23 protein-coding genes and 1 pseudogene are annotated in these 24,223 nt (G+C 60.3%); 15 read left to right on the top strand and 9 right to left on the bottom strand.

The features are described 5' to 3' along the window. Window positions 1-38: 38 nt before the first annotated feature. On the top strand, window positions 39-686 hold the full coding sequence (locus ACQUTP_RS15295) for a TetR/AcrR family transcriptional regulator (RefSeq protein WP_032456747.1): 648 nt from the start codon (window positions 39-41) through the stop codon (window positions 684-686). Window positions 687-1,424: 738 nt separating this feature from the next. Here ACQUTP_RS15295 and ACQUTP_RS15290 read toward each other — a convergent pair. Further along, on the bottom strand, window positions 1,425-1,841 hold the full coding sequence (locus ACQUTP_RS15290; protein ID WP_004205120.1) for a GNAT family N-acetyltransferase: 417 nt from the start codon (window positions 1,839-1,841) through the stop codon (window positions 1,425-1,427). Here ACQUTP_RS15290 and ACQUTP_RS15285 point away from each other — a divergent pair. After that, window positions 1,816-1,932: a hypothetical protein gene (locus tag ACQUTP_RS15285; protein WP_032431163.1), complete on the top strand. Its 117-nt coding sequence runs from the start codon at window positions 1,816-1,818 to the stop codon at window positions 1,930-1,932. The genes ACQUTP_RS15290 and ACQUTP_RS15285 overlap by 26 nt on opposite strands. On the opposite strand, the gene ACQUTP_RS15280 is transcribed toward ACQUTP_RS15285, so the two are convergent. Next, on the bottom strand, window positions 1,892-2,014 hold the full coding sequence (locus tag ACQUTP_RS15280; RefSeq protein ID WP_032426094.1) for a hypothetical protein: 123 nt from the start codon (window positions 2,012-2,014) through the stop codon (window positions 1,892-1,894). The genes ACQUTP_RS15285 and ACQUTP_RS15280 overlap by 41 nt on opposite strands. Window positions 2,015-2,220: 206 nt before the next feature. Here ACQUTP_RS15280 and eefA point away from each other — a divergent pair, with 206 nt between their 5' ends. From eefA to ACQUTP_RS15240, 8 genes are all read left to right on the top strand, one after another. After that, the gene (gene eefA / locus ACQUTP_RS15275) at window positions 2,221-3,345 is read left to right on the top strand and encodes a multidrug efflux RND transporter periplasmic adaptor subunit EefA (RefSeq protein WP_032456753.1); all 1,125 of its coding nucleotides are present in this window, start codon (window positions 2,221-2,223) and stop codon (window positions 3,343-3,345) included. Beyond that, window positions 3,345-6,452, top strand: a complete 3,108-nt coding sequence (gene eefB, locus ACQUTP_RS15270) for a multidrug efflux RND transporter permease subunit EefB (RefSeq protein ID WP_428902437.1) — start codon at window positions 3,345-3,347, stop codon at window positions 6,450-6,452. Before eefA ends, eefB begins: the two co-directional genes overlap by 1 nt. Window positions 6,453-6,455: 3 nt before the next feature. Next, window positions 6,456-7,820 (top strand): multidrug efflux RND transporter outer membrane subunit EefC, encoded by a 1,365-nt coding sequence (gene eefC / locus ACQUTP_RS15265; RefSeq protein WP_285756180.1) that lies wholly within the window; start codon window positions 6,456-6,458, stop codon window positions 7,818-7,820. Between the two features lie 45 nt (window positions 7,821-7,865). Continuing rightward, window positions 7,866-9,029 carry a multidrug effflux MFS transporter gene (locus ACQUTP_RS15260; protein WP_285756181.1) on the top strand — a complete coding sequence of 388 codons (1,164 nt, stop codon included), beginning with the start codon at window positions 7,866-7,868 and terminating at the stop codon, window positions 9,027-9,029. Between the two features lie 162 nt (window positions 9,030-9,191). Beyond that, window positions 9,192-10,094 (top strand): N-acetylmuramic acid 6-phosphate etherase, encoded by a 903-nt coding sequence (gene murQ / locus ACQUTP_RS15255; protein WP_017900180.1) that lies wholly within the window; start codon window positions 9,192-9,194, stop codon window positions 10,092-10,094. A 24-nt stretch (window positions 10,095-10,118) separates the two neighbouring features. Then, a complete protein-coding gene (gene murP, locus ACQUTP_RS15250) occupies window positions 10,119-11,549 on the top strand; it encodes a PTS N-acetylmuramic acid transporter subunit IIBC (protein ID WP_043522794.1) in 1,431 nt (476 codons plus the stop codon). Between the two features lie 151 nt (window positions 11,550-11,700). Then, window positions 11,701-12,603, top strand: coding sequence for a DMT family transporter (locus tag ACQUTP_RS15245; RefSeq protein ID WP_004205129.1), 903 nt, complete (start codon window positions 11,701-11,703; stop codon window positions 12,601-12,603). Between the two features lie 106 nt (window positions 12,604-12,709). Next, window positions 12,710-13,000, top strand: coding sequence for a YicS family protein (locus tag ACQUTP_RS15240; RefSeq protein ID WP_002923120.1), 291 nt, complete (start codon window positions 12,710-12,712; stop codon window positions 12,998-13,000). Window positions 13,001-13,003: 3 nt separating this feature from the next. On the opposite strand, the gene ACQUTP_RS15235 is transcribed toward ACQUTP_RS15240, so the two are convergent. The 4 genes from ACQUTP_RS15235 to galB are packed head-to-tail and all read right to left on the bottom strand — an operon-like array spanning window position 13,004 to window position 16,410. Beyond that, the gene (locus tag ACQUTP_RS15235) at window positions 13,004-13,870 is read right to left on the bottom strand and encodes an NAD(P)-dependent oxidoreductase (protein WP_285756187.1); all 867 of its coding nucleotides are present in this window, start codon (window positions 13,868-13,870) and stop codon (window positions 13,004-13,006) included. A 2-nt stretch (window positions 13,871-13,872) separates the two neighbouring features. Continuing rightward, window positions 13,873-14,958: a 4-oxalomesaconate tautomerase gene (locus tag ACQUTP_RS15230; protein WP_004205131.1), complete on the bottom strand. Its 1,086-nt coding sequence runs from the start codon at window positions 14,956-14,958 to the stop codon at window positions 13,873-13,875. 1 nt (window position 14,959) lies between these two features. Further along, window positions 14,960-15,673: a 4-carboxy-4-hydroxy-2-oxoadipate aldolase/oxaloacetate decarboxylase gene (locus ACQUTP_RS15225; RefSeq protein WP_017900182.1), complete on the bottom strand. Its 714-nt coding sequence runs from the start codon at window positions 15,671-15,673 to the stop codon at window positions 14,960-14,962. Beyond that, complete coding sequence (gene galB / locus ACQUTP_RS15220) at window positions 15,670-16,410, bottom strand: 4-oxalmesaconate hydratase (protein ID WP_004205133.1); 741 nt, start codon at window positions 16,408-16,410, stop codon at window positions 15,670-15,672. The genes ACQUTP_RS15225 and galB overlap by 4 nt, the downstream gene beginning before the upstream one ends. Window positions 16,411-16,537: 127 nt before the next feature. Here galB and ACQUTP_RS15215 point away from each other — a divergent pair, with 127 nt between their 5' ends. Then, window positions 16,538-17,764, top strand: coding sequence for a LysR family transcriptional regulator (locus ACQUTP_RS15215; protein ID WP_017900183.1), 1,227 nt, complete (start codon window positions 16,538-16,540; stop codon window positions 17,762-17,764). Here the strand turns inward: ACQUTP_RS15215 and ACQUTP_RS15210 are convergent. From ACQUTP_RS15210 to ACQUTP_RS15200, 3 genes are all read right to left on the bottom strand, one after another. Continuing rightward, a complete protein-coding gene (locus ACQUTP_RS15210) occupies window positions 17,761-19,023 on the bottom strand; it encodes a gallate dioxygenase (RefSeq protein ID WP_004205139.1) in 1,263 nt (420 codons plus the stop codon). The genes ACQUTP_RS15215 and ACQUTP_RS15210 overlap by 4 nt on opposite strands. Before the next feature lie 13 nt (window positions 19,024-19,036). Beyond that, window positions 19,037-20,407 (bottom strand): MFS transporter, encoded by a 1,371-nt coding sequence (locus tag ACQUTP_RS15205; RefSeq protein WP_043522802.1) that lies wholly within the window; start codon window positions 20,405-20,407, stop codon window positions 19,037-19,039. Between the two features lie 213 nt (window positions 20,408-20,620). Then, complete coding sequence (locus tag ACQUTP_RS15200) at window positions 20,621-21,562, bottom strand: LacI family DNA-binding transcriptional regulator (protein WP_004205142.1); 942 nt, start codon at window positions 21,560-21,562, stop codon at window positions 20,621-20,623. A gap of 293 nt (window positions 21,563-21,855) precedes the next feature. Here ACQUTP_RS15200 and ACQUTP_RS15195 point away from each other — a divergent pair, with 293 nt between their 5' ends. The 4 genes and pseudogenes from ACQUTP_RS15195 to ACQUTP_RS15180 form a co-directional block, all read left to right on the top strand. After that, window positions 21,856-22,170 carry a PTS sugar transporter subunit IIB gene (locus tag ACQUTP_RS15195; protein ID WP_023291423.1) on the top strand — a complete coding sequence of 105 codons (315 nt, stop codon included), beginning with the start codon at window positions 21,856-21,858 and terminating at the stop codon, window positions 22,168-22,170. 11 nt (window positions 22,171-22,181) lie between these two features. Beyond that, on the top strand, window positions 22,182-23,504 hold the full coding sequence (locus ACQUTP_RS15190) for a PTS sugar transporter subunit IIC (RefSeq protein ID WP_004205144.1): 1,323 nt from the start codon (window positions 22,182-22,184) through the stop codon (window positions 23,502-23,504). Window positions 23,505-23,602: 98 nt separating this feature from the next. Beyond that, window positions 23,603-23,905 (top strand): PTS lactose/cellobiose transporter subunit IIA, encoded by a 303-nt coding sequence (locus ACQUTP_RS15185; protein WP_004205145.1) that lies wholly within the window; start codon window positions 23,603-23,605, stop codon window positions 23,903-23,905. A gap of 144 nt (window positions 23,906-24,049) precedes the next feature. Further along, a pseudogene (locus ACQUTP_RS15180) lies at window positions 24,050-24,223 on the top strand (carbohydrate porin); the annotation flags it as partial.

Genomic DNA, 24,223 nt, shown 5'->3' with positions numbered 1-24,223 from the left:
TAGTGAAAGAATGAGTCGGGTCAAGAGATCGCCATATCATGACAGCACAAAAGGATCAGAATGCCCCCCGCCGCCCGGGGCGACCGCGTGGAAAAAAACCGGGTACCGCCAACCGCGAACAGCTGATGGACATCGCCCTGACGCTGTTTGCCCGCGACGGTGCGGCCCGCGTGTCGTTGAACGCCATCGCCAAAGAGGCCGGGGTAACGCCGGCGATGCTGCATTACTATTTCAGTTCGCGGGATGCGCTGGTGACGCAGCTGATTGAGGAGCGCTTTATGCCGCTGCGCAACCACATCAGCCGCATCTTTGTCGACCATCCGCAGGACCCGGTGCTGGCGCTGACGATGATGGTCGAAACGCTGGCGCATATGGCGGAGAAGAACACCTGGTTCGCGCCGCTGTGGATGCAGGAGATCATCGGCGAGATGCCGATCCTGCGTCAGCATATGGATGCCCGCTTCGGCGAGGAGCGTTTTCAGGTGATGCTGGAGGCAGTGCGCCGCTGGCAGCTGGAGGGCAAGATTAACCCGGCGCTGTCGCCGGAGCTGCTGTTTACCACGGTGATTAGCCTGGTGCTGGTGCCGTTTTCGCGCATCCACAGCGATCCGCGTTTACAGGCGGTCAACCGCCAGACCATCGTCAGCCACGCGCTGGCGTTGATGGGCCATGGCGTCGGGGGTTAAGCGCAGCCGCCGACGGGCAAAAGCTTTTGTAGCCCGGATAAGGCGCCACGCGCCGCCATCCGGGATTTTCCCTGCTCGCGCTACGCTTAGCAGGGCTACAGTCGTAGGCCGGGTCAGGCGCAGCCGCCACACGGCGAAATAACGGCACAACCGGAAATGTCCCTGTTCGCACTATGTTTGGCAGGGCCACAACGTTTAGCAGGGCTACCACTCCCGTGTTATATCCGGGCAGATTGCGCTCCCGGTTGATCTTCTGCGTTATGTCTCTTATGGAGCAGGGAGCGCACAGGGGGTGGCCAGTCGCCGCCGCCCCCTGTACCCCCGGGCTCCGGCCAGCAAAATCGCCGCTGCGCGGTGCCTTCGACTTATCCCTGCAGGCTTCGGGTCGGGCCGAGGCAGCGTCCATGCAAAACACGGCCCTCAGCCCGCATCCATGCGGGCTGCCCCGGCCTTCCGGGAACGTCTCAGCGATTTTGAGGCCGCCAGCACCGGCAGTTTCAGTCGCGCAAGTGGTTAAATTAACAACAGGTCGCACGAACCCCAGGACGGGTAAGGCGACAGGCTCCACCCGGCAAGAATACAGGTGACGTGCCTGATATCCTGCCCGGCGGCGCTGCGCTTGCCGGTCCTGGGTGGGGCGAAACTATGGGAGAACGGTGTAGGCCGGATAAGGCATTTATGCCGCCATCCGGCACAATCACAGGTACGGTACCTGACCGCCCGGCGATATCAGGATCGTTACAGCGCTTTCGACAAATAGTGACGCTGCATCCCCGCGTGCGGGAAGTCGGGCAGCGACATCTGCAACTGATAGCCTAATTTCTGATAAAACGGCAGCGCCTGGAAGCTAAAGGTATCCACCAGCAGATGGCTGCAGCCCAGCGCCTGCGCCTGCCGCTCCGCCTCCTGCATCAGCTCGCTTCCCAGACCGCGTCCGCGGGTCGCCTCGCTGACCCACAGATACTCAATACACAGCCAGTTGCCTTTGCGTTTGGCAATCAGCCCGCCCTGCATCACCCCTTGTGCATCGCGGGAGTAAACCCCCAGATCGCCAAACTGCGCCGCATCAAGATACTGCTGATTATAGTGCCGCAGACCGGCGAATAATTCTTGTTGATCGTCGGGATTAATGCTTTTTGTAATGATTAACGCCATTAACTATCTCCAGTATCGCGATGCCGAATGGTTATTTTCCCTCTCCACTTTCACAAAAAATTCTTATTTTCTCCATGATTATTTGCCTTAATTTTTTGCGTTCTAAAAGTAAGCAAAAAAACCTTTCCATTATCGCGGCGGATCGTATAATGGCAAAAAATGAGAATGATCATTCTCACCAAAAAACCAGAGGAGATGCACTTTTCACCTCCTGAAGGCCGAAGAGGTTGGCTTCAGCGGAGACACAATAACAATCACGTTCAGGAACATCTGTGTTCCTTTTTTGTCATTTTCGCTTAGCCGAAAATGCCTCAGCGCCCAACCTATTCCCTCGTTTTTAAATAAACGGGGCGGACGTCTTATATCTTGAGAAAATATAATGAAATACATCATAGCTCCCATCGCGACAGCATTATTTCTCCTTAGCGGATGCGATAATGCGCAGACATCTGCCCCGCAGCAACCCACGCCGGAAGTGGGCGTGGTCACTCTGCAAAGCCAGCCGGTTCCGGTAGTCAGCCAGCTCACCGGCCGCACCACCGCCTCGCTCAGCGCCGAAGTACGCCCGCAGGTGGGCGGCATCATCCAGAAGCGCCTGTTTACCGAAGGCGATATGGTGAAGGCCGGGCAGGCCCTTTACCAGATCGATCCCTCCAGCTATCGCGCGACCTGGAACGAAGCGGCGGCGGCGCTGAAACAGGCCCAGGCGCTGGTAGTCTCCGACTGCCAGAAGGCTCAGCGCTACGCGTCGCTGGTCCGGGATAACGGCGTCTCCCGCCAGGATGCCGACGACGCCGCCTCCACCTGCGCCCAGGACAAGGCCAGCGTGGAATCGAAGAAAGCGGCGCTGGAGAGCGCGCGCATCAACCTGAACTGGACCACCGTCACCGCGCCGATTGCCGGGCGCATCGGCATCTCGTCGGTCACGCCGGGGGCGCTGGTCTCCGCCGATCAGGATACCGCGCTGGCGACGATCCGCGGGCTCGACACCATGTATGTCGATCTGACGCGATCCAGCGTCGATCTCCTGCGCTTACGCAAACAAAGCCTGGCCAGCAACAGCGACACCCTCAGCGTGACGTTAACCCTGGAAGATGGCAGCACCTATCAGGAAAAAGGGCGTCTGGCGCTCACCGAAGTCGCCGTCGATGAATCCACCGGCTCGGTAACCCTGCGCGCTATCTTCCCCAACCCGCAGCACGTCCTGTTGCCGGGGATGTTTGTTCGCGCGCGCATCGATGAAGGCATCATGAACGACGCGATCCTCGCCCCGCAGCAGGGGATTACCCGCGATGCCAAAGGCAACGCCACGGCGCTGGTGGTCGATGCCGACAACAAAGTTGCGCAGCGCGCCGTGGAAACCGGCGACACCTACGGCGATAAATGGCTGGTGCTGAGCGGCCTGAAAGCGGGCGACAAGCTGATCGTCGAAGGCACCGGTAAAGTGGCCCCTGGCCAGACGGTGAAGGCCGTTGCCGTCAACAATAACGGAGGCAACGCCTGATGTTCTCCCGTTTCTTCGTGCGTCGCCCGGTCTTTGCCTGGGTGATCGCCATTCTGATTATGCTCGCCGGCGTGCTGGCGATCCGCACCCTACCGGTGGGCCAGTATCCGGACGTCGCCCCGCCGGCGGTGAAAATCTCCGCCACCTATACCGGCGCCTCTGCCGAAACCCTGGAGAACAGCGTCACCCAGGTCATCGAGCAGCAGCTTACCGGCCTCGACCATCTGCTCTACTTCAGCTCTACCAGCAGCTCCGACGGCTCGGTCAGCATCACCGTCACCTTTGAGCAGGGGACCGACCCGGACACCGCCCAGGTGCAGGTGCAGAACAAAGTCCAGCAGGCGGAATCGCGGCTGCCGAGCGAAGTCCAGCAGTCCGGCGTGACGGTGGAAAAATCGCAGAGCAGCTTCCTGCTGATCCTCGCGGTGTATGACAAAACCGACCGCGCCACCAGCTCCGATATCTCCGACTGGCTGGTCAGCAACCTGCAGGATCCGCTGGCGCGCGTGGAGGGCGTCGGCAGCCTGCAGGTGTTCGGCGCCGAATACGCGATGCGCGTCTGGATGGATCCGACCAAACTCGCCTCCTACTCGCTGATGCCTTCCGACGTCCAGTCGGCGATTGAGGCGCAGAACGTGCAGATCTCCGCCGGTAAAATCGGCGCCCTGCCGTCGTCCAGCGCCCAGCAGCTGACCGCCACCGTACGCGCGCAGTCGCGGCTGCAAACCCCCGATCAGTTCAAAGCGATCATCGTGAAAAGCCAGGCCGACGGCTCGGTGGTGCGCCTGAGCGATGTCGCGCGGGTGGAGATGGGCAGCGAGGATTATACCGCTACCGCCAATCTGAACGGCCATCCGGCCGCCGGGATCGCGGTGATGATGGCCCCCGGCGCCAACGCGCTGGATACCGCGACCCTGGTGAAAAGCAAGATCGCCGAATTCCAGCGTCAGATGCCGCAGGGATACGATATCGCCTATCCGAAGGACAGCACCGAGTTTATTAAAATTTCGGTCGAGGACGTGATTCAGACCCTGTTCGAAGCGATCGTTCTCGTGGTCTGTGTGATGTATCTGTTCCTGCAGAATTTCCGCGCGACGCTCATTCCGGCGGTGGCGGTGCCGGTGGTGCTGCTCGGCACCTTCGGGGTGCTGGCGCTGTTCGGCTACTCGATTAACACCCTGACGCTGTTCGCCATGGTGCTGGCGATCGGCCTGCTGGTGGACGACGCCATCGTGGTGGTGGAGAACGTCGAGCGCATTATGCGCGACGAAGGGCTGCCCGCCCGGGAAGCCACCGAAAAATCGATGGGCGAAATCTCCGGCGCGCTGGTGGCGATCGCCCTGGTGCTGTCGGCGGTCTTTCTGCCGATGGCCTTTTTCGGCGGCTCGACCGGGGTCATCTATCGCCAGTTCTCAGTGACCATTATCTCGGCGATGATGCTGTCGGTGGTGGTGGCCCTGACCCTCACTCCGGCGCTGTGCGGCGCGCTGCTCAGCCACTCCAGGCCTCATACCAAAGGGTTCTTCGGCGCGTTTAACCGCCTGTGGGGGCGTACGGAAGCGGGCTACCAGCGCCGCGTGCTCGGCGGCCTGCGCCGGGGCGCGGTGATGATGGCCGCTTACGTCCTGATTTGCGGGGCGATGGCGCTGGCGATGTGGAAACTGCCGGGCAGCTTCCTGCCGGTGGAGGACCAGGGCGAGATCATGGTCCAGTACACCCTGCCCGCCGGGGCCACCGCGGTGCGCACCGCCGAGGTGCGCCGCCAGGTAACCGACTGGTTCCTGACGAAAGAGAAAGCCAATACCAACGTCATTTTCACCGTCGACGGCTTCAGCTTTAGCGGCAGCGGTCAGAACGCCGGGATGGCCTTCGTGTCGCTGAACAACTGGTCGCAGCGCAAAGGCGACGACAATACCGCCCAGGCCATCGCCCTGCGCGCCAACAAAGAACTTGGGGCGATCCGCGACGCCACCCTGTTCGCCATGACCCCGCCGTCGGTGGACGGTCTCGGACAGAGCAACGGCTTCACCTTCGAGCTGATGGCCAGCGGCGGTACCGACCGCGACAGCCTGATGAAGCTGCGCAGTCAGCTACTGGCGGCGGCCAACCAGAGCGGCGAGCTGCAGTCGGTGCGCGCCAACGACCTGCCGCAGATGCCGCAGCTGCAGGTGGATATCGATAACAACAAAGCGGTCTCGCTGGGGCTGTCGCTGAGCGACGTGACCGATACGCTCTCCAGCGCCTGGGGCGGCACCTACGTGAATGACTTTATCGATCGCGGCCGGGTGAAGAAGGTCTATATCCAGGGCGAGAGCGACGCGCGCGCGGTGCCCTCCGACCTTGGCAAATGGTTCGTTCGCGGCAGCGATAACAGCATGACGCCGTTCTCCGCCTTCGCCACCACCCACTGGCAATACGGCCCGGAAAGCCTGGTGCGCTACAACGGCTCCGCCGCCTTTGAGATCCAGGGCGAAAACGCCGCCGGCTTCAGCTCCGGCGCGGCGATGGACAAGATGGAAAAGCTGGCCGACAGCCTGCCGGCGGGCTCCACCTGGGCGTGGAGCGGCATTTCGCTGCAGGAAAAGCTGGCCAGCGGCCAGGCGATGAGCCTGTACGCCATTTCGATTCTGGTGGTGTTCCTGTGCCTGGCGGCGCTGTATGAGAGCTGGTCGGTGCCGTTCTCGGTGATCATGGTCATCCCGCTCGGCCTGCTCGGCGCGGCGCTGGCGGCGACGCTGCGCGGCTTAAGCAACGACGTTTACTTCCAGGTGGCGCTGCTGACCACCATCGGCCTGTCGTCGAAGAACGCCATCCTGATCGTCGAGTTCGCTGAATCCGCCGTGGATGAGGGGTATTCGCTCTCCCGGGCGGCGATCCGCGCCGCGCAGACCCGTCTGCGCCCCATTGTCATGACCTCGCTGGCGTTTATTGCCGGGGTGCTGCCGCTGGCCGTCGCCACCGGCGCCGGGGCCAACAGCCGCGTGGCGATCGGCACCGGCATCATCGGCGGCACCCTGACGGCCACCCTGCTGGCGGTGTTCTTTGTGCCGCTGTTCTTCGTGCTGGTGAAACGCTTCTTCACTCGCCAACGTCCTTCTCAGGAGTAAAGTATGTTTCGTTTGAGTTTTATGTTTATCGCGCTCCTGACCGCGGGCTGCGTCTCGCTTGATCCGCATTATGATCGCCCGGCCGCGCCGGTGCCGGCCACCCTGCCCGGGGCGCACGGCGAATCGACGGCGGTGGTCGGCGACTGGCAGAAAGTGGTCAATGACGCGCGGCTGAAAAAAGTGGTCAGTATCGCGCTGAACAGCAACCGCGATGTGCAAAAGGCGCTGGCCGATATCGAGGCCGCGCGCGCCCAGTACGGCGAGACGCGGGCGTCGCTGTTTCCCACCGTTGATGCCGAGCTGAGCCATACCCGCAGCAAAACGGTGGCCAGCGGCCTGAGCTCAACTTCGCAGGCCGACGGCGCGGTCTCCAGCTTCGAGCTGGATCTGTTTGGCAAGAACCAGAGCCTGTCGCGCGCGGCGCGCGAAACCTGGCTTGCCAGCGAATTCACCGCGCAGAATACCCGACTGACGATGATTGCCGATTTGACCACCGCCTGGGTGACGCTGGCGACGGATAACAGCAATCTGGCGCTGGCGCAGCAGACCATGGACAGCGCGGCAAACTCGCGCAACATCGTCGCCCGCCAGATGGCGGTTGGCACCGCCTCAGCCGGCGATGTAAGCTCGGCGGAAAGCGTCTATCAGCAGGCGCGCGCCAGCGTCGCCAGCTATCGCACGCTGGTGGCGCAGGATAAAAACGCCATTAACCTGCTGGCGGGGGAAACCGTGCCGGAGAGCCTGCTGCCCGGCACTCTCGAGAGTCTCGGGGATAACAGCATCGCGCTGGTGCCGGCGGGCGTGTCGTCGTCGGTGCTGCTGCGTCGGCCGGACATTCAGGAAGCGGAGCACAATCTGAAGAGCGCCAATGCCGATATCGGCGCGGCGCGAGCGAACTTCTTCCCGTCGATTTCCCTGACCGCCAGCGCCGGGGTCGGCAGCGACTCGCTGTCGTCGCTGTTCAGCCACGGGATGCAGGTGTGGTCGTTCGCCCCCTCCATCAGCCTGCCGCTGTTCACCGGCGGCAGCAACCTGGCGCAGTTGCGCTATGCGGAAGCGGAGAAAAAGGGGCTGATCGCCACCTACGAGAAATCGATTCAGAGCGCCTTTAAGGACGTTGCCGATGCGCTGGCCCGCCGGGAAACGCTGAGCGAAGAGCTCGATGCCCAGCGGCAGTACGTCGCCGCCGAGCAGACATCGCTGGATATCGCCATGAAGAGCTATCAGGCCGGGGTCGGCGATTATCTGTCGGTGCTCACCGCTCAGCGCACGCTGTGGTCGGCGAAAAATACGCTGCTGTCCCTGCAGCAGACCGACCTCAATAACCGGATCACCCTCTGGCAGTCGCTGGGCGGCGGCGCCAGTTAAACTTACCCGCCGGGCGACCGAGCCCGGCCTCTACAAGGAATCGTTATGGCACGTGTTTCCCTCTCCTGGGCGCTGATCCTCGGCCTGCTGTCGGGTATCGGCCCGCTGTGCACTGATTTTTATCTGCCGGCGCTGCCGGAGATCACTCAGCAGCTGCAGGCCACCAGCACCCAGACCCAGCTGTCGCTGACCGCCGCGCTGATTGGCCTCGGCCTGGGTCAGCTGTTTTTCGGCCCGCTGAGCGACCGCATTGGCCGCCTGAAACCCCTGGCGCTGTCCCTGCTGCTGTTTATCTTCTCTTCGGCGATGTGCGCCCTGACAAGGGATATCAACATGCTGATTGTCTGGCGTTTTTTACAGGGCTTCGCCGGCGCCGGCGGTTCGGTGCTGTCGCGCTCCATCGCCCGCGATAAATACCAGGGCACCCTGCTGACCCAGTTTTTCGCCCTGCTGATGACGGTGAACGGTATTGCGCCGGTTCTGTCACCGGTGCTGGGCGGCTACGTGATCACCGCCTTCGACTGGCGAATTCTCTTCTGGACGATGGCCGCCATTGGCGGCGCGCTGCTGGTGATGAGCCTGACTATCCTGCGGGAAACGCGCCCGGCCGCGGCAACCAATGCGACCCGCCAGCGGCCCGGCCAGCCGGTGCTGAAGAATCGTCGTTTTCTACGCTTCTGCCTGATTCAGGCCTTTATGATGGCCGGACTGTTCTCCTACATCGGCTCCTCTTCCTTCGTGATGCAGAGCGAATACGGCATGAGCGCCATGCAGTTCAGCCTGCTGTTCGGTCTGAACGGTATCGGGCTGATTATCGCGGCGATGATCTTTTCCCGTCTGGCGCGCCGCTTCAGCGCCGAAAGCCTGCTGCGCGGCGGCCTGACGCTGGCGGTGAGCTGCGCGGCGATCATGCTGCTGTTTGCCTGGCTGCAGCTGCCGGTGCTGGCGCTGGTCGGCCTGTTCTTTACCGTGTCGCTGATGAGCGGCATCAGCACCGTCGCCGGCGCGGAGGCGATGAGCGCCGTTGACGCCGCCCAGTCCGGCACCGCGTCCGCGCTGATGGGCACCCTGATGTTTGTCTTCGGCGGCATCGCCGCGCCGCTGGCGGGCCTCGGCGGCGAAACGATGCTGAAAATGAGCCTCGCGATGGCGATCTGCTACCTGCTGGCGCTGCTAATGGGCCTCAGCCAGTCGCGCAGCGCGCGCTAAACGCCAGGTGCGGTAATAAAATATTCCACCTTTATTACCGCACCATTTCCCGCCATCTCTACCATTCTCGTATTATTCTCCGCGTACTAATCGTGATACTCTTCACAGGCAAGGAATAAATAATTCCTTATACTGCGCACGACTGAGAATAACGAGGTTTCTATGAGTATCGACCTGAGCAAACTGCTGACCGAGCGACGCAACGCCAACAGCGCCAACATTGACACCCTTTCCACCCTTGAGATGCTGACGGTGATAAACCAGGAAGACCAGCAGGTGGCCCAGGCGATTACGCCCTATCTGCCGCAGATTGCCGAGGTGGTGGATAAGGTCGCGACGGCGCTGCAGGCCGGTGGCCGCTTGATTTATATCGGTGCTGGCACCTCAGGGCGTCTGGGGATCCTCGATGCCAGCGAATGCCCACCGACCTTCGGCACCCGCCCGGAGCAGGTGGTGGGGATCATCGCCGGCGGACATAAAGCGATTCTCAGCGCCGTGGAAAACGTGGAAGACAATAAAGCGCAGGGGGCGATGGATCTGCAGAACCTGAACTTCAGCCACCGCGATGTGCTGGTGGGGCTGGCGGCCAGCGGACGCACGCCGTACGTCATTGGCGCCATGGAGTATGCCCATCGCCAGAATGCCTTTGTCGCCATCGTCAGCTGTAACCCGCATGGCGAAATGGCCCAGCTGGCGGACGTCGCCATTACTCCGGTGGTCGGCCCGGAGGTGGTGACCGGCTCAACCCGCCTGAAAGCCGGCACTGCGCAGAAGCTGGTGCTGAACATGATCTCCACCGGGGCGATGATCCGCGTCGGCAAGGTCTACAGCAATCTGATGGTCGACGTCGAAGCGACCAACGCCAAGCTGATTGAGCGCCAGGTTTCCATCGTGATGGAGGCGACCGACTGCGATCGCCCCACCGCCCAGAATGCGCTGGAGGCCTGCGGCCGCCACTGTAAAACCGCGATCGTGATGGTGCTGGCAGACTTAAGCGCCGAAGAGGCGCAGTCGCTGCTGGCGAAAAACAACGGCTATATCCGCAAGGCGCTCAGCAACGCCTGAGCGCCGACAGACAGGTAACGGGCAATGGCAAAAATAACGAAAGAGATGATAGCGCGGATCCTCAGCCACGTGGGCGGCGCCGCAAACGTCGCGCAGGCGGGCAACTGCATGACGCGCCTGCGCTTGACCCTGCGCGATGAAGGGCTGGCCGACACCACCGCCATCCGCCAGATTGACGGCGTGATGGGGGTAATCGTCAGCGACGAGCAGTTCCAGGTAGTGCTCGGCCCCGGCAAAGCGCAAACCGCCGCCGAGATGATGAACGGCCTGCTGGAGGAGGCCCCTGCCGCGCCGTCGCTGGCCGACGTCGCGGCGGAGAGAAAACAGGCGCTGAAGGGCAAGCAGACCAGCGCGGTACAGAAGTTTCTCGCCAAATTCGCCACCATCTTTACGCCGCTAATCCCCGGCTTTATCGCCGTCGGGCTGCTGCTGGGCTTCGCCACCCTGGCGGAACAGGTTTTCGTGCTGGAGAACGCCCATCCGAACGCCAGCCTGGTGGCGCTGATTGGCTATATGAAGGTCTTCAGCAAAGGGATGTTCACCTTCCTGAGCATCCTGATTGGCTATAACGCTCAGAAGGCGTTCGGCGGCTCCGGGGTAAACGGCGCGATTATCGCCTCGCTGTTCGTGCTGGGCTACAACCCGGAGGCGACCAGCGGCGTCTACGCCGGGATCTCCACCTTCTTCGGCCACAGCATCGATCCGCGCGGCAATATCATCGGCGTACTGATCGCCGCCATCCTTGGCGCGTGGGTTGAACGCCAGGTGCGGCGGGTAATGCCGGCCAACCTCGATATGATCCTCACCTCGGCGGTGACGCTGCTGATCATGGGCGCGGTGACCTTTACGGTGATCATGCCGATTGGCGGCTGGTTGTTTACCGGCATGTCGTGGTTGTTCCTGCATCTTAATGGCAATCCGTTTGGCTCGGCGGTGCTGGCCGGTCTGTTCCTGCTGGCGGTGATGTTCGGCGTCCATCAGGGGTTTGTCCCGGTCTATTTTGCGCTGGTGGACGCCCAAGGCTTTAACTCGCTGTTCCCGATCCTGGCGATGGCCGGGGCCGGGCAGGTGGGGGCGGCGCTGGCGCTGTTCTGGCGGGCGAAGCGCGATTCGCTGCTGCGAACCCAGATTAAAGGGGCGATTATTCCGGGCTTCCTCGGGATTGGCGAGCCGCTGATCTACGGCGTCACCCTGCCGCGGATGAAGCCGTTTGTCACCGCCTGCCTCGGCGGCGCCTGCGGCGGCTTCTTCGTCGGACTGATCGCCTGGCTGGGGCTGCCGGTCGGCCTGAACACCGTGTTCGGTCCGTCCGGGCTGGTGGCGCTGCCGCTGATGACCTCCGGCAGCGGGATTTACGCCGGGATGGCGGTTTACGCCGGCGGACTGGCGGTCTCCTACCTGTGCGGCTTTGTGCTCACCTGGCTGTTCGGCAGTAAAAATGTCGATTTAAGCTAGAACGCGATTGTCGGGTCATGCCCGGCGGCGACTTCGCCTTCCCGGGCCTGCAAAATCGTTACCCCGGCGCGGCCAACTACCATTTCCTGCCCCGCCGCCCGGGCGGGCGCATGTTATGATTCCCCTTTGTCACATTTCACCAGAGGAAAAGATGGGCTCCAGCAAAAAAGGGATGCTGAACGTACTGATTGCCGCCGTGCTGTGGGGCAGTTCCGGGGTATGCGCGCAGTTTATTATGCAGGAAAGCCAGATGTCGTCGCCGTTTCTGACCATGACGCGTCTGCTGTTCGCCGGGCTGATCCTGCTGATGCTCGGCTTTGTTCACGGCGACCGCATTTTCCGCGTGCTGCAAAACCGCCGCGACGCCGTCAGCCTGCTGTTTTTCTCGCTGTTTGGCGCGTTAACCGTGCAATTCACCTTTTTGATGACCATTGAAAAATCGAATGCCGCCACGGCCACAGTGCTGCAGTTCCTGTCCCCGACGATCATCGTCGCCTGGTTCGCCCTCGCCCGCAAAGCGCGCCCCACTCCGTTGGTGCTGGGGGCTATCTGCACCTCGCTGGCGGGCACCTTTCTGCTGGTAACCCACGGCAACCCGACGACGCTGTCGATTTCGCCGGCGGCGCTGTTCTGGGGGATCGCCTCGGCGTTTGCCGCCGCGTTTTATACCACCTATCCCTCGACGCTAATTGCCCGCTACGGGACGCTGCCGATCGTCGGCTGGAGTATGTTGTTCGGCGGTGCGATGCTGCTGCCGTTTTACGGCGGCCAGGGCACCGATTTTGTGGTGAACGGCAGCCTGCTGTTAGCTTTTTTCTACCTGGTGGTGATCGGTACTTCGCTGACATTCAGCCTTTATCTTAACGGCGCGCAGAAGATTGGCGGCGCCAAAGCGGGGATCCTCAGCTGCGCCGAACCGCTGAGCAGCGCCCTGCTGTCGCTCCTGCTGCTGGGGATCACCTTCACGCTGCCGGACTGGCTGGGCACTCTGCTGATCCTGGCGTCGGTGGTGCTGATCGCTATCGACTCGCGGCGGCGGGTGAGAGCCGCCTGAGGCGATGATAACAAACGCCTTTTCAATAAGTTAAATTAACCGCTATTTGCGTGTTTTCCCACCTGCGCATATAGTTGACGGAAGCGATTACGGAAGGAGAAGCCTGATGAAAGCATGTTGGATGGTATGCCTGGTCACCGCCCTGAGCGCCACGTCGGCGTGGGCCGAATCACCGCTGCAAAGCCTGCAGTTCGAGCAGCAAAAGCAGCAGGTGCTCAAAGCGGTGAAGGAAAAATGCGCGCCAGCAAGCCACCTCAGCGACAACGATTTTGCCAATAAAGTACTGGCGACCGACGGCAACAAGAACGCGGTCCGCGAAGCGACGCTGGCGAAAGAGCGCAATAACCAAAAAAGCTACCAGGCCGCAATCGACAAAATCGTCTGTCCGGCCAAATAGCGGTTATTTCAGCCTGGCGACCAGCGTTTTCCAGTCAAACGGCGTCAGCTGCCTGTAGCTCAGGCTACGGGCGGCCATCTGCTCCGGAAGCTGGCGCTGGCTTTTCGCGATCGCCTCGCTCATTATCCCGCCGCTCCCCACATCACGCAGGGTTTTTACCACCTCTTCCATCTCTTCGCTGCGCCGAACGCCATGTTCCGCCACCCGGCTGATCAGATAGTCGGGAAACGCGCCTGTCCAGCCCAGAGACGGGAAACTATGATGCAAGGAGCTAAGCACCTCCTCCTCGACGCCATATTCACGGGCCGCGAACAGGCATTCTGTGGTGAGCGCTTCAAGACCTTTGATCATCACGCTACGGCACATTTTTATCGCCGACATCTGGCCCACCGTACTGGCGCCATAGCGGGCATTCAGCCCCAGCCCCTGCAGACGCGGCGCGATCGCCTCCGCCTGCGGCCCGCCGATCAATAACGGTGTCTGCAATCGGGCCGGCGGCACCGGCGCCATCACCGCGACATCAATGTAGGCGCCGGGCAGAAAATGTTCAGCTGCCTGCCGTTTCGTTTCCGGCGCCACGGAGTTGAGATCGAGGAAATATTGCCCCGGCTGCAGCAGCGCGGCGGCCTGCTGCGCGACCTTTAGCGCCTCACCGGCGGTCACAGTAGAAAAAATCAGCGCGGCGCTCTCCAGCGCCTGCGCCAGCGAACTCCCCGCCTGAACGCGCGAATCACCGGCTTTCCTGACCATTGCCTCTCGCTCCGGGCCATTGAGCTTGCAATCCCATATGGTCACCGCATGCTCACGGGCCAGATCTGCCGCCAGAATGCCACCCGCCTCGCCAAAACCAATAAACGCGATTGTCGTCATCATTACTCCTCACGCGGCCAGACGCGGGCCGGAATAAAAACTTCGCCAGCAAACAGCAGTCGCGCCGTGCGTAACAGGCCGCAGCCTGTCAGGGCGCCGTCTGCGTCAAGCTGAAGCGTCACGCTAAATTCGCCTGTCGGATGCTCAACGCTGAGCAGCGGCGTAGCGCCTGGCGCGACCTGCGCCATGCCCTGCGCGACGGATCCAGGAAGCAGACAGGCGCTGGCCACGCTCACCGCGCCAAATACGCCGATCGACGCGTGGCAGCGGTGCGGGATAAAGGTGCGGCTGCTGATGGCGCCGCCGTGTCGCGGCTCGGCGATCAGGGTCATCTTGGGCACCGTGCGCTGGCTGACGTCGCCAAGCTGCATCAGCGGCCCGGCCTGCAGGCGAATCGACTCCAGGCGACGTTTAAGCGCGTCGTCATTATCCAGCTGTTCGCGTGTCTCATAGCCGGTGCAACCGAGGTCGCACGCGCGCAGCAGGATCACCGGCATTCCGTTATCGATGCAGGTCACCTCGACGCCGTCAAAACGATCACGGACCCGGCCGGTCGGCAGCAGTGCCCCGCAGCTGGAGCCTGCCACATCAAGAAAATGGAGCAGGATCGGGCTGGCGCTGCCCGGTACGCCATCGATACGACTCTCGCCGACGTAGTCGACCCCGTCGGCATCGCAGGGGATCTCTGCCACCGCCAGTTGCCCCGTGTTCTCCATATAAATACGCACCCGAGTGAGCGGCGCATCGTGGCGAATCAGCCCACGCTCGATGGCGAAAGGGCCAACGGCGGCAAGAATATTGCCGCAGTTTTGGCCGTAGTCCACAGAGGCCCCCGTCACGTTCACCTGGGCAAACAGATAGTCCACATCGGCGTCAGGCCGTGCGGAGCGGCGGATAATCGCCACTTTACTGGTCAGCGGATCGGCGCCGCCGATCCCGTCAATTTGCCGGGGATCAGGCGAGCCCATCACCGCCAGCAGCACCGCATCACGTTGCACCGGATCGGCAGGCAGATCGTCAGCCAGAAAACAGGCCGCCTTCGAGGTGCCGCCGCGCATCCATAGACAGGGAATTCCGCGTTGCGCCATCTTACTCCTCCACCTCATCTGCGCTGTCGTAATACCGCAGCCCCTTTTCCGCCAGACGCTGGCGCATCGCGTAAATATCCAGCCCCAGCTCGCCATGGCGCATCCGCTCACGCTTCGCAAGCTCATTGCTCATGCGTGCTTCCGCTTTATCGAGCACATCACGCACCTGGGCGTGAGGCAGCACCACGACGCCATCGTCGTCGGCCACCACGACATCGCCCGGCTGCACAAGCTGGCCTGCGCAAATCACCGGGACGTTAACCGAGCCGAGGCTCTCTTTCACCGTTCCCTGGGCATAAACCTGACGGGACCAGACGGCGAATCCCATCTCCCGCAACGTTTGCGAATCGCGAATGCCGATATCGCCCACCAGACCGACCACACCGCGCGATTGGAGAGACGTCGCCAGCAGATCGCCGAAGAAGCCATCGCCGCACGGCGACGTCGGGGCCACCACCAGAATATCGCCGGCGCGGCACTGCTCGACCGCGACATGAAACATCCAGTTGTCGCCTGGCGTCACCAGTACCGTGACCGCGTTGCCCGCCCGGCTGACGCCCTGCTGAATCGGACGGATTGCCGGTCCCATCAGCCCCTGGCGTGCCCAGGCTTCATGGAGCGTCGCCACCCCGGCCGCCTCACAGCGGCGCAAAACCGCCTCGTCATGGCGCGGCAGATGGCGGATCACAAGGCCTTTTTTATTTAACAGCTTCATGCCAGGTTCTCCGTTACGCGGGGGAAGATGCTCTGGAAGGCTTCGCCGTGAACGATATCGCGCGCGGCCGTGATGCCGATGTTGCGTTTGGCCTGCACTCCGCGCTGCAGCGCCACGCGGGTGTAGTACTCCCACAAATGCTCCTGGCCCTGCATACACTGAATGGCCTGATACTTTTTCTCCCAGACAGTGGTGATGTCCAGCAGCACATCAGGCTTCCAGTTGCACTGCTCCGGCTGGTGCGGTTCGAAACAGTAAACCGGGGGAGCAGCGACAATTTTCTCGCCGGGGCGATAGCCTTCTGCCTGAGCGATAATCCGAGCCTCCTGAGCCAGGTGGGAGGCCAGCGGGTGATCGTAGTTATAGGGATCCTGCAGCGAGTGCGTCAGAACAAAGTGGGGCTGGATACGGCGATACACATCCGCCAGACGAAACAGCGTCTCTTTATCGGCGCGCAACGGATAGTCGCCGATATCAAAGAATTCGACGCTGGCGCCCAGGATCTCGGCGGCGGCCTGCGCCTCTTCGCGACGGACTTGCTTCACCGCCTCCTCGGTCATGTTGCCTTTACGCCACAGTTTGGCGGACTCGCCGCGCTCGCCAAAGGACAAACAGACCACATGGACCTGATAGCCCTGCAGGGCATGCAGGGCTATCGCACCGCCCGCGCGCCAGACGAAATCGGCCGAGTGGGCGCTGACGACAAGGGCACTTTTTTCGCTAACCGGATGAGACATGATGGCTTCCTCTGTTGTTTTTTTCAGCTTGTCATGTCCCGCCGTTGGAAGGTAATTCGTTAACTTGCGAAGGCTATGATTTTTATTTATGTTGTCGACTCACTCACTATTTCAGGCCTGACGAATAATGCTGAAGAGAAAGCACGATAAAATCATAAATATCATGCAGCTGCGCTTTTTTTGTCAGGTCGCGCTGCGCGGAAGCGTCTCGCGTGCTGCCGATGACTTATTCCGCACGCAGTCAGCGATAACCCGGGCTATCCGCGACCTTGAAGCCGCGTTGAACGTCACGCTGTTCGAACGCCATTACAGCGGCATGGTGCCCACCGAGTATGGCAAGTGCATCCTGCCGCGCGCCCGGCGGGCGATTGACGACCTGCAGGCCATCCCGGCGCTGTTGCAGAAGCACCATACCCGCACCAGCGGCCCGCTGGCGGACGCCGGTTGGCTGTTCAATACCCGCCGGTTAGCCATTTTTATTCAGCTCTATCACGTCAACCATACCCAAACCGTCGCGCAACAGTTGGGGATCACCCAGCCGGCGGTCAGCGCCGCGCTGAAGGTCCTGGAGAAAGGGGCGGATTCGGCGCTGTTTCGCCGAACGCCAGAAGGGGTGCGTCCCACGCCTGCCGCAGAACTGCTCTATCCCCCGGTGAGCAGAGCGCTCAACGAGCTGGAAAACATCTGGAGCGATCTCGCCGCCCGTCGCGGGGTGCTGGAGGGCACCGTGCGCATTGGCGCCCTGCCGCTGAGTCGCACCCGGCTACTGCCCTCCGCCATCGCCGCCTTTCTGGCCCAGCACCCGGGCATTACCCTCATGACCAATGAAAGCCCGTATGAGTCGCTGGTCGCCGATATGCGCGCAGGTAATATCGATTTTATTATCGGCGCCCTGCGTCAGGATGAAGATCTCCCGGACCTCTGTAGCGAGGCGTTATTCGAAGAGGATATGCTGATTTTACTGCGTAATAACCACCCGCTGCTGCGCCATCCGGATCCGCGCAGCCAGCTGGCGACGGCACAATGGGTGCTGCCGCGCGCCAACGCGCCGGCGCGCCATTTGCTGGATAAGGCGTTTGTCACCCTGGGGCTGCCGCTGCCCCAGCCGACGGTGGAGACCGGGGATGCGGCGATGGTGCGAGGATTGCTGCAGGACTCCGACATGCTGGCGGCGGTTTCCGCCAGCCAGATGCGTTTTGAAACTGACAATGGGTTGCTCAGCGTGTTGCCGGTCCCCCTGCCCGATACCACCCGGCGTATCGGGCTGACGTTTCGCGCCGGCAGCCTGCCCTCCCCGGCGACGCAGGCGCTGTTGCGTTTTATTTATCAGCAGGTTCAGGACGGGACTGTTTAACGTTTACCCGCCACCGAATAGGTTACCTGTTGGTTGCGCGTTTGCTGAAACGCCTCCAGCGTCTGCCCGCGCATCGCGGCGTAAATATGCAGGTTGGATACGCCGACCACCGCGCCCATTTTCTCCAGCAGGAAGAAACTGGCGCCATACTGAATCAATCCCCGCCAGTCGCGTGCGTTGAGCAACTGCTGTTCCTCCTCACTCAGTCCGGCTTCGGCATAAAGCGACTGAGGCGACTGCAGAAAACGTTCGCGCCAGGCAGGCTCAATCAGCCGATGCAGGAAACGGTTAAGCCGCAAGCCATTCAGGCTGCGCTCGTGGGTAAAAGGATAGGTTCCCGGCAGTTTCTCCACCCCGGCCAGCTGCTGCGCCATATGCTGGCGATGGCGCGTCAGGGTATCGACGGGGGGCAGGCGCGCATTGTTCTCAAGGATCAGCGTAGCGATACCGGTCATCGACGGCAGGTAATAGTCGCGCCAGGTTTCGGTGACATTGGCTGATAGCGCGCCGCGCATCACCAGCCACATGATCACCTCAGACCCTTCCATTCCCCCCAGCTCGGCATATTCGCCAAGGGTCATTTCGGTAAGCTTTTCCGGGTCATTAACCAGCATGTCAACAAACTGGGCATCCCAGTCGGGATTATTAAATCCGCAGCGCTCGCCATGAACCTGATGCGAGAGCCCGCCGGTCGCGACAATCGCCACATTGATATCTTCCGGGAAGCTTTCAATTGCCCGGCGCAGCGCCTGGCCGAGTCGGTAACAACGGCGCGCGCTCGGTACCGGAAATTGCAGCACGCCGATCTGTAACGGGATTACCGCCGTCGGCCACCCCTGCGCTTCATCCCAGGGCAACAGCGCCGAAAGCGGCGAGAAAAGGCCGTGGTCGAGCTTTTTATCCATAAAGAACGACATATCAAACTCATCGGCCATCAGGCTGGCGCCAATGTGCCTTGAGAGCGCCGCATTGCCCTGGACCGGCGGCAGACAGCGTGGTCCGCCGCCTTCATCGGCAACGTCATATTGACTATCGATTCCCAGCGTAAATGTCGAATAGTGATCGAAGAAAAAGGCGGTCACATGGTCATTAAAGATGTACACCAGCGCATCCGGTTTTTTCTCCTCCAGCCAGCGCTGCAGCGGTTCGAAGCTCTGGAAGATCGGCGACCATGCCGGGTCCTGCTGTTTATGATGATCGACCGCGAAGCCGATAGTCGGGGTATGAGAGACGGCGATACCGCCGAGAATGTTAGCCATCAGATAACTCCACTTATCGGTGTTCCAGGGGGGATGACAAAGCGTCCAGTTCTGCCTCTGTGAGTCGAGGCTTAGCGTGATTCATACGGTGCAACAAAATACAGGTCCCCGCCAGGCAGGCCGGCAGCGCAAGCACCAAAAAGATCGACGAGTGTCCCGGCACGGCCAGCATCAGCATCCCGCCCAGCGTGGAGCTGAGAATAGCCCCGGTACGGCCGATACCATGCATCCAGCTGACGCCGGTAGCACGGATCTCGGTTTGATAATAGGCTGGCGAATAGGCCTGCAGACCGTTCTGCGCGCCGTTAATGCACATCCCGCTGATAAAAATCAGCACCGACAGCGCCGCCGATCCGAAGTCCATCAACCCCTGGGACAACAGGCACAGGCAGCCAAGGAAATAGGTTGCCGCAATCACCGCTTTCGCCGAAGCACGATCCATCAGCATACCGACAAGGATGCCGCCCAGCGGGCCGCCGAGCTGGAACAAGCCGGTCATCATCGCCGCCTGCTGCAGCGACAGCCCGCCGGAGCGGAGAATGGTTGGCAGCCAGCCGTTCAGCAGATATATCACGAACAGCCCCATAAAATAGGTCAGCCACAGCGCTATCGTGCCGCGGGCATAGCCATACCGAAACAGCTGCGCCACTTTACTGCTCCGCGTGATGGGCGGCGCATTCAGCTGGAAGACGGTGTCAGCCGTAAACTGGCCTCCAAGCCGGTTAAGCGCCCTGGCGATCTGCTCGCCCGGTAGTCGGCGCGCCACCATGCTCATCGCCGACTCCGGCAACATCACGATCATAAAGGGAAGCACCACGAGCGGCAGCACGCCGCCAAAAATCAGCGCCGAGTGCCAGCTGTAATGCGATAACAACCCGGCAGCGATAAAGCCGCCGAGGCCGGAACCCACGTTGAATCCGCTGTACATCAGGGTGATCATCACCCCTTTACGCCGCTCCGGCATATATTCCGCCACCAGCGTGACGCAATTGGGCATCACGGCGCCAAGTCCGAGGCCGGTGAGAAAGCGCAGCAGCGCCAGCTGCGACGGGCTTTGCGCCACGGCGCCGGCCAGGCTGAACAGCGCAAACAGCGCCACCGACCAGAGTAAAATGCGTTTTCGGCCGTAGCGGTCAGAAAGCGGGCCCGCCACCAGCGCGCCAATGGCGACGCCGAACATAGCCGCCCCAAGAATCGGCCCCATTTCAGCCCGGCTGATGCCCCAGTCCTCGATGAGCGCCGGGGCGACAAAGCCCATCACCGCAGCGTCATACCCATCCAGCATAATGATGATGAAACAGAGCAGCAGCACGTTCCATTGAAAGCGCGAGACCGGGCGGGCATCTATCCACGCTTTCACATCGACAACGTTCATGTGATTCATAGGGTGACTTCCTCAAGCAGGCGGTACGAATGTTCTGGTTAGTGTTTTTTTTGAGTGGAACTTTCGTACTCAACTTAAGGCAGGTCACGCAGGCTGTCCGGTTCGAAAACCCGGCGACAGATATGAGTTTTATTTATAATGTGAGGGATACGACAAAAAACAGCCAATAAAAAACCCGCAGCCAACGGCGGCGGGTCAGGGCAAGAGCGACGATCAGTGCTTTGGAATAATTAAATCGCCGCGCAGCGGGCTGCCGCCCGGGTTGTCCGTTTTCTCGGTCAGCCAGTTGACGATCCGCGACGCCATCGCGTCCATGGAATATTCAATCGCCGGGATAGTCGGGATTCCGGGCAGCTGTAACGATCCGGCGAGGCTAAACACCATCACATTTTGCGGAACGGCGCGGTTAAACGCCTGCAGCTGCGGGACCACGCGCTGCGCCTGCAGCTCATCGCTCACCAGCAGCGCGTTAAAGTTCAGCGTCGTGGCGTTATTGACCAGCTCCTGCACCGCCACCGACGGCGAGGTGTTATCCAGAAACACCAGATTGCGATTAAACGGCAAAAAGTTTTTTTCCAGCGCGTGCTTGTAGCCCAGCAGCACCTGATCGGCAAAGCCGCTGCTCTGCGGATGGATCAGCGCAATCTGCCTTCTGCCCTGGCTTATCAGATAGTGGCAGGCGGTTTCGGCGGCGAAGGCGTGATCGAACTGAATGCTGTTTTCGCCCTCGCTGTCGAGGCAGTCCACCAACACCACGTCCGGGCGGTTAATATTCAGAGGAAAACGCGCGCCGATGATCAGCACGTTATCGCACAGCCCGCAGGTTAACTCCTCCAGCGAGTTCATCACGCCGCTGCTGGTGTTGGCGAAGCGCAGCAGCAGGTGCTTCTGGTGCTGGCTGAGCTGTTTTTCCAGGGCGTAGAGATAGCTGGTGGTTTGATTGATATTGTCCTGGGCGCAGATGACGCCGATGCAGCCGGTGGACTGGCTAAGCAACGACTGGGCTATCATGTTTGGCCGGTAATTGAGCGCTTCCGCCGCCTGCAGCACCGCCTGACGACTGGCTTCCTTCACGCCACGTGAGCCGCTCAACACTCGCGACACCGTGGCTTTGGAAACCCCGGCAAGTCGTGAAACATCATTGATTGTCGACATCATTTTCCCCTGCGCGGGCGCCACGTCCCGCCAAAATCCTGTAAACCTGAATCGCTTCAATTATGACCAGCGCAGTATATCCATTTCGCCATTTGTTTGGAAACCGATTTTCCATTTCAGCGCAAAACATCGCCAAATCGACAGAATAATGTGAGCCAAATCCAATAAATCCGCCCCATAAGCAGGAGATCTTGACCACTATCACAGTTCTGCTTTTTATAAATGGAAACCGGTTTCCGTCTGATATCAAATCATCCACGCAATAACTTTTTACATTTTGAGGATGGTCGTCGATGTACAAGATTATGCTGTGCTGCTCTGCCGGAATGTCCACCAGTCTGCTGGTCAGAAAGATGGTGGAGGCGGCGAATGAACGTGATCTGCCGGTGCAGATTGACGCCTATGGCGTTTCCGAATTTGACATCCAGTTTCCGCAGTATCAGGTGGTGTTGCTAGGCCCCCAGGTGAAATACATGTTGAAAACCCTGTCTGACAAAGCGGCTTCCCTGAACATTCCCGTTCAGCCCATCGATACGATGGACTACGGTATGCAGCGGGGAGACAACGTCCTGAATTATGCTCTGTCGCTGATCCCAGCGGCGCACTGAGAGGTGTTGAAATGAGTTCTCTGTATCAGTCCATGATTGCCGTGATCGAGCAATCTATTACTCCGCTGGCAGGACGCCTTGGGCAGCAGAAATATGTTATCGCTATCCGCGATGGCTTCACTGCCGCATTGCCGTTTATGATCATCGGCTCTTTCATGCTGGTATTTATCTTTCCGCCGTTTTCACCCGAGACCACCAACGGCTTTGCCCGCGGCTGGCTCGATTTCTCCCAGCACTACCGCGAACAGCTGATGCTGCCGTTTAACCTCAGCATGGGCGTAATGACCTTCTTTATCTCGGTCGGCATTGGCGCCAGCCTCGGTCGTCAGTTTCAGCTGGATCCGGTGATGTCCGGTCTGCTGGCGTTTATGGCCTTCCTGCTGGTCGCCGCGCCCTATGCCGATGGAAAAATTTCCACTCAGTATCTGTCCGGACAGGGCATTTTTACCGCCCTCATCACCGCCATCTACTCCACCCGCGTCTACGCGTGGCTGAAGCAAAACAACATCACCATTCGACTGCCGAAAGAGGTACCGACCGGCGTCGCTCGTTCGTTTGAAATCCTTATCCCGGTGCTGGTGGTGATTGGTACTTTGCATCCGCTGAACCTGTTTATCGAAGCGCAGACCGGGATGATCCTGCCGCAGGCGATCATGCATCTGCTGGAGCCGCTGGTTTCCGCATCCGACTCGCTGCCGGCGATTTTGCTCTCCGTCCTGATGTGCCAGATTTTCTGGTTCGCTGGGATCCACGGCTCGCTGATTGTCACCGGTATTATGAACCCGTTCTGGATGGCTAACCTCTCGGCAAACCAGGCGGCGCTGGCGGCCGGCACGGTGTTGCCGCACGTCTATCTGCAGGGCTTCTGGGATCACTATCTGCTGATTGGCGGCGTCGGTTCGACCCTACCGCTGGCCTTCCTGCTGCTGCGTAGTCGGGCCACGCATCTGCGCACCATCGGCAAGATGGGTATCGTGCCGAGCTTCTTTAATATCAACGAGCCGATCCTGTTCGGGGCGCCGATCATCATGAACCCGATGATGTTTATCCCCTTCGTCTGCGTACCGATGGTCAACGCGGTGCTGGCTTACGGAGCGACGCGTCTTGGCTGGCTGAGCCAGGTGGTGTCCCTCACTCCGTGGACCACGCCGGCACCAATTGGCGCCTCGTGGGCGGCCAACTGGACGCTGAGCCCGGTAGTGATGTGCCTTATCTGCATGGTGATGTCGGCGGTGATTTACCTGCCGTTCCTGCGCGCCTATGAACGTTCCTTAATGAAAACCGAAGTTGAGAAAACCAAAAATAGCGTTCCGGTGGCAGAAACCGTTAGCTAATTCCTCTCCGCCCCGGAGAGATAATATGATGGCAGCGTAATAATGCAGAAAAAGGACTTTCACTGCATTATTAAATAATAAAGACCTCAGGAATACACATGATTGAATTAGAAGATGCGGTAATGGAAATTATCGTTAATGCGGGACAGTCACGCTCATTATGTTTTGAAGCGCTACATGCGGCCCGAACCGGAAATATCGACGAAGCGCGTTTACTGTTAAATGAAGCCGACGGTTACGCCCGTCGGGCGCATCAGATGCAGACCCAGCTCATCGAGCAGGATGCCGGTGAAGCGCGTCAGCCTATGACGCTGATTATGGTACATGCCCAGGATCATCTGATGAATTCGCTGCTGGCCCGCGAGTTCTCAGAAGAATTAATCCATCTGTACCAGCGTTAATTAATATGGAATAACGCCTGCGAGAATATTATTCTCCGGCGTCGCTGTACCCTAAAAAACAAATCAGCTTATTTTGGCTATATATTTTAGCCAGAATGGGATGGTTATTATCTGAAATATATTAATTATTAAAGCGAGATAACCATGAATACTGTGAAAAAACTGCCTTTAGCCATGGCGGTTGTCGCCGCGCTGTGCCCAATTTCCGTAATGGCGCAAGAATTTACTCAGGAACAGATCGACGCCATCGTCGCCAAAGCCGTTGATAAAGCGCTGGCCGAACGCCAGGCGAAAATCGACGCCGCGGCCGACAAAAAG

Origin of the sequence: Klebsiella sp. 2-CIP_Kleb., assembly GCF_050378715.1 — a bacterium.
Taxonomy (GTDB): domain Bacteria; phylum Pseudomonadota; class Gammaproteobacteria; order Enterobacterales; family Enterobacteriaceae; genus Klebsiella; species Klebsiella quasipneumoniae.
The sequence above is the reverse complement of the archived record's forward strand: the minus strand, read 5'-3'. Positions and strand labels throughout refer to the sequence as shown.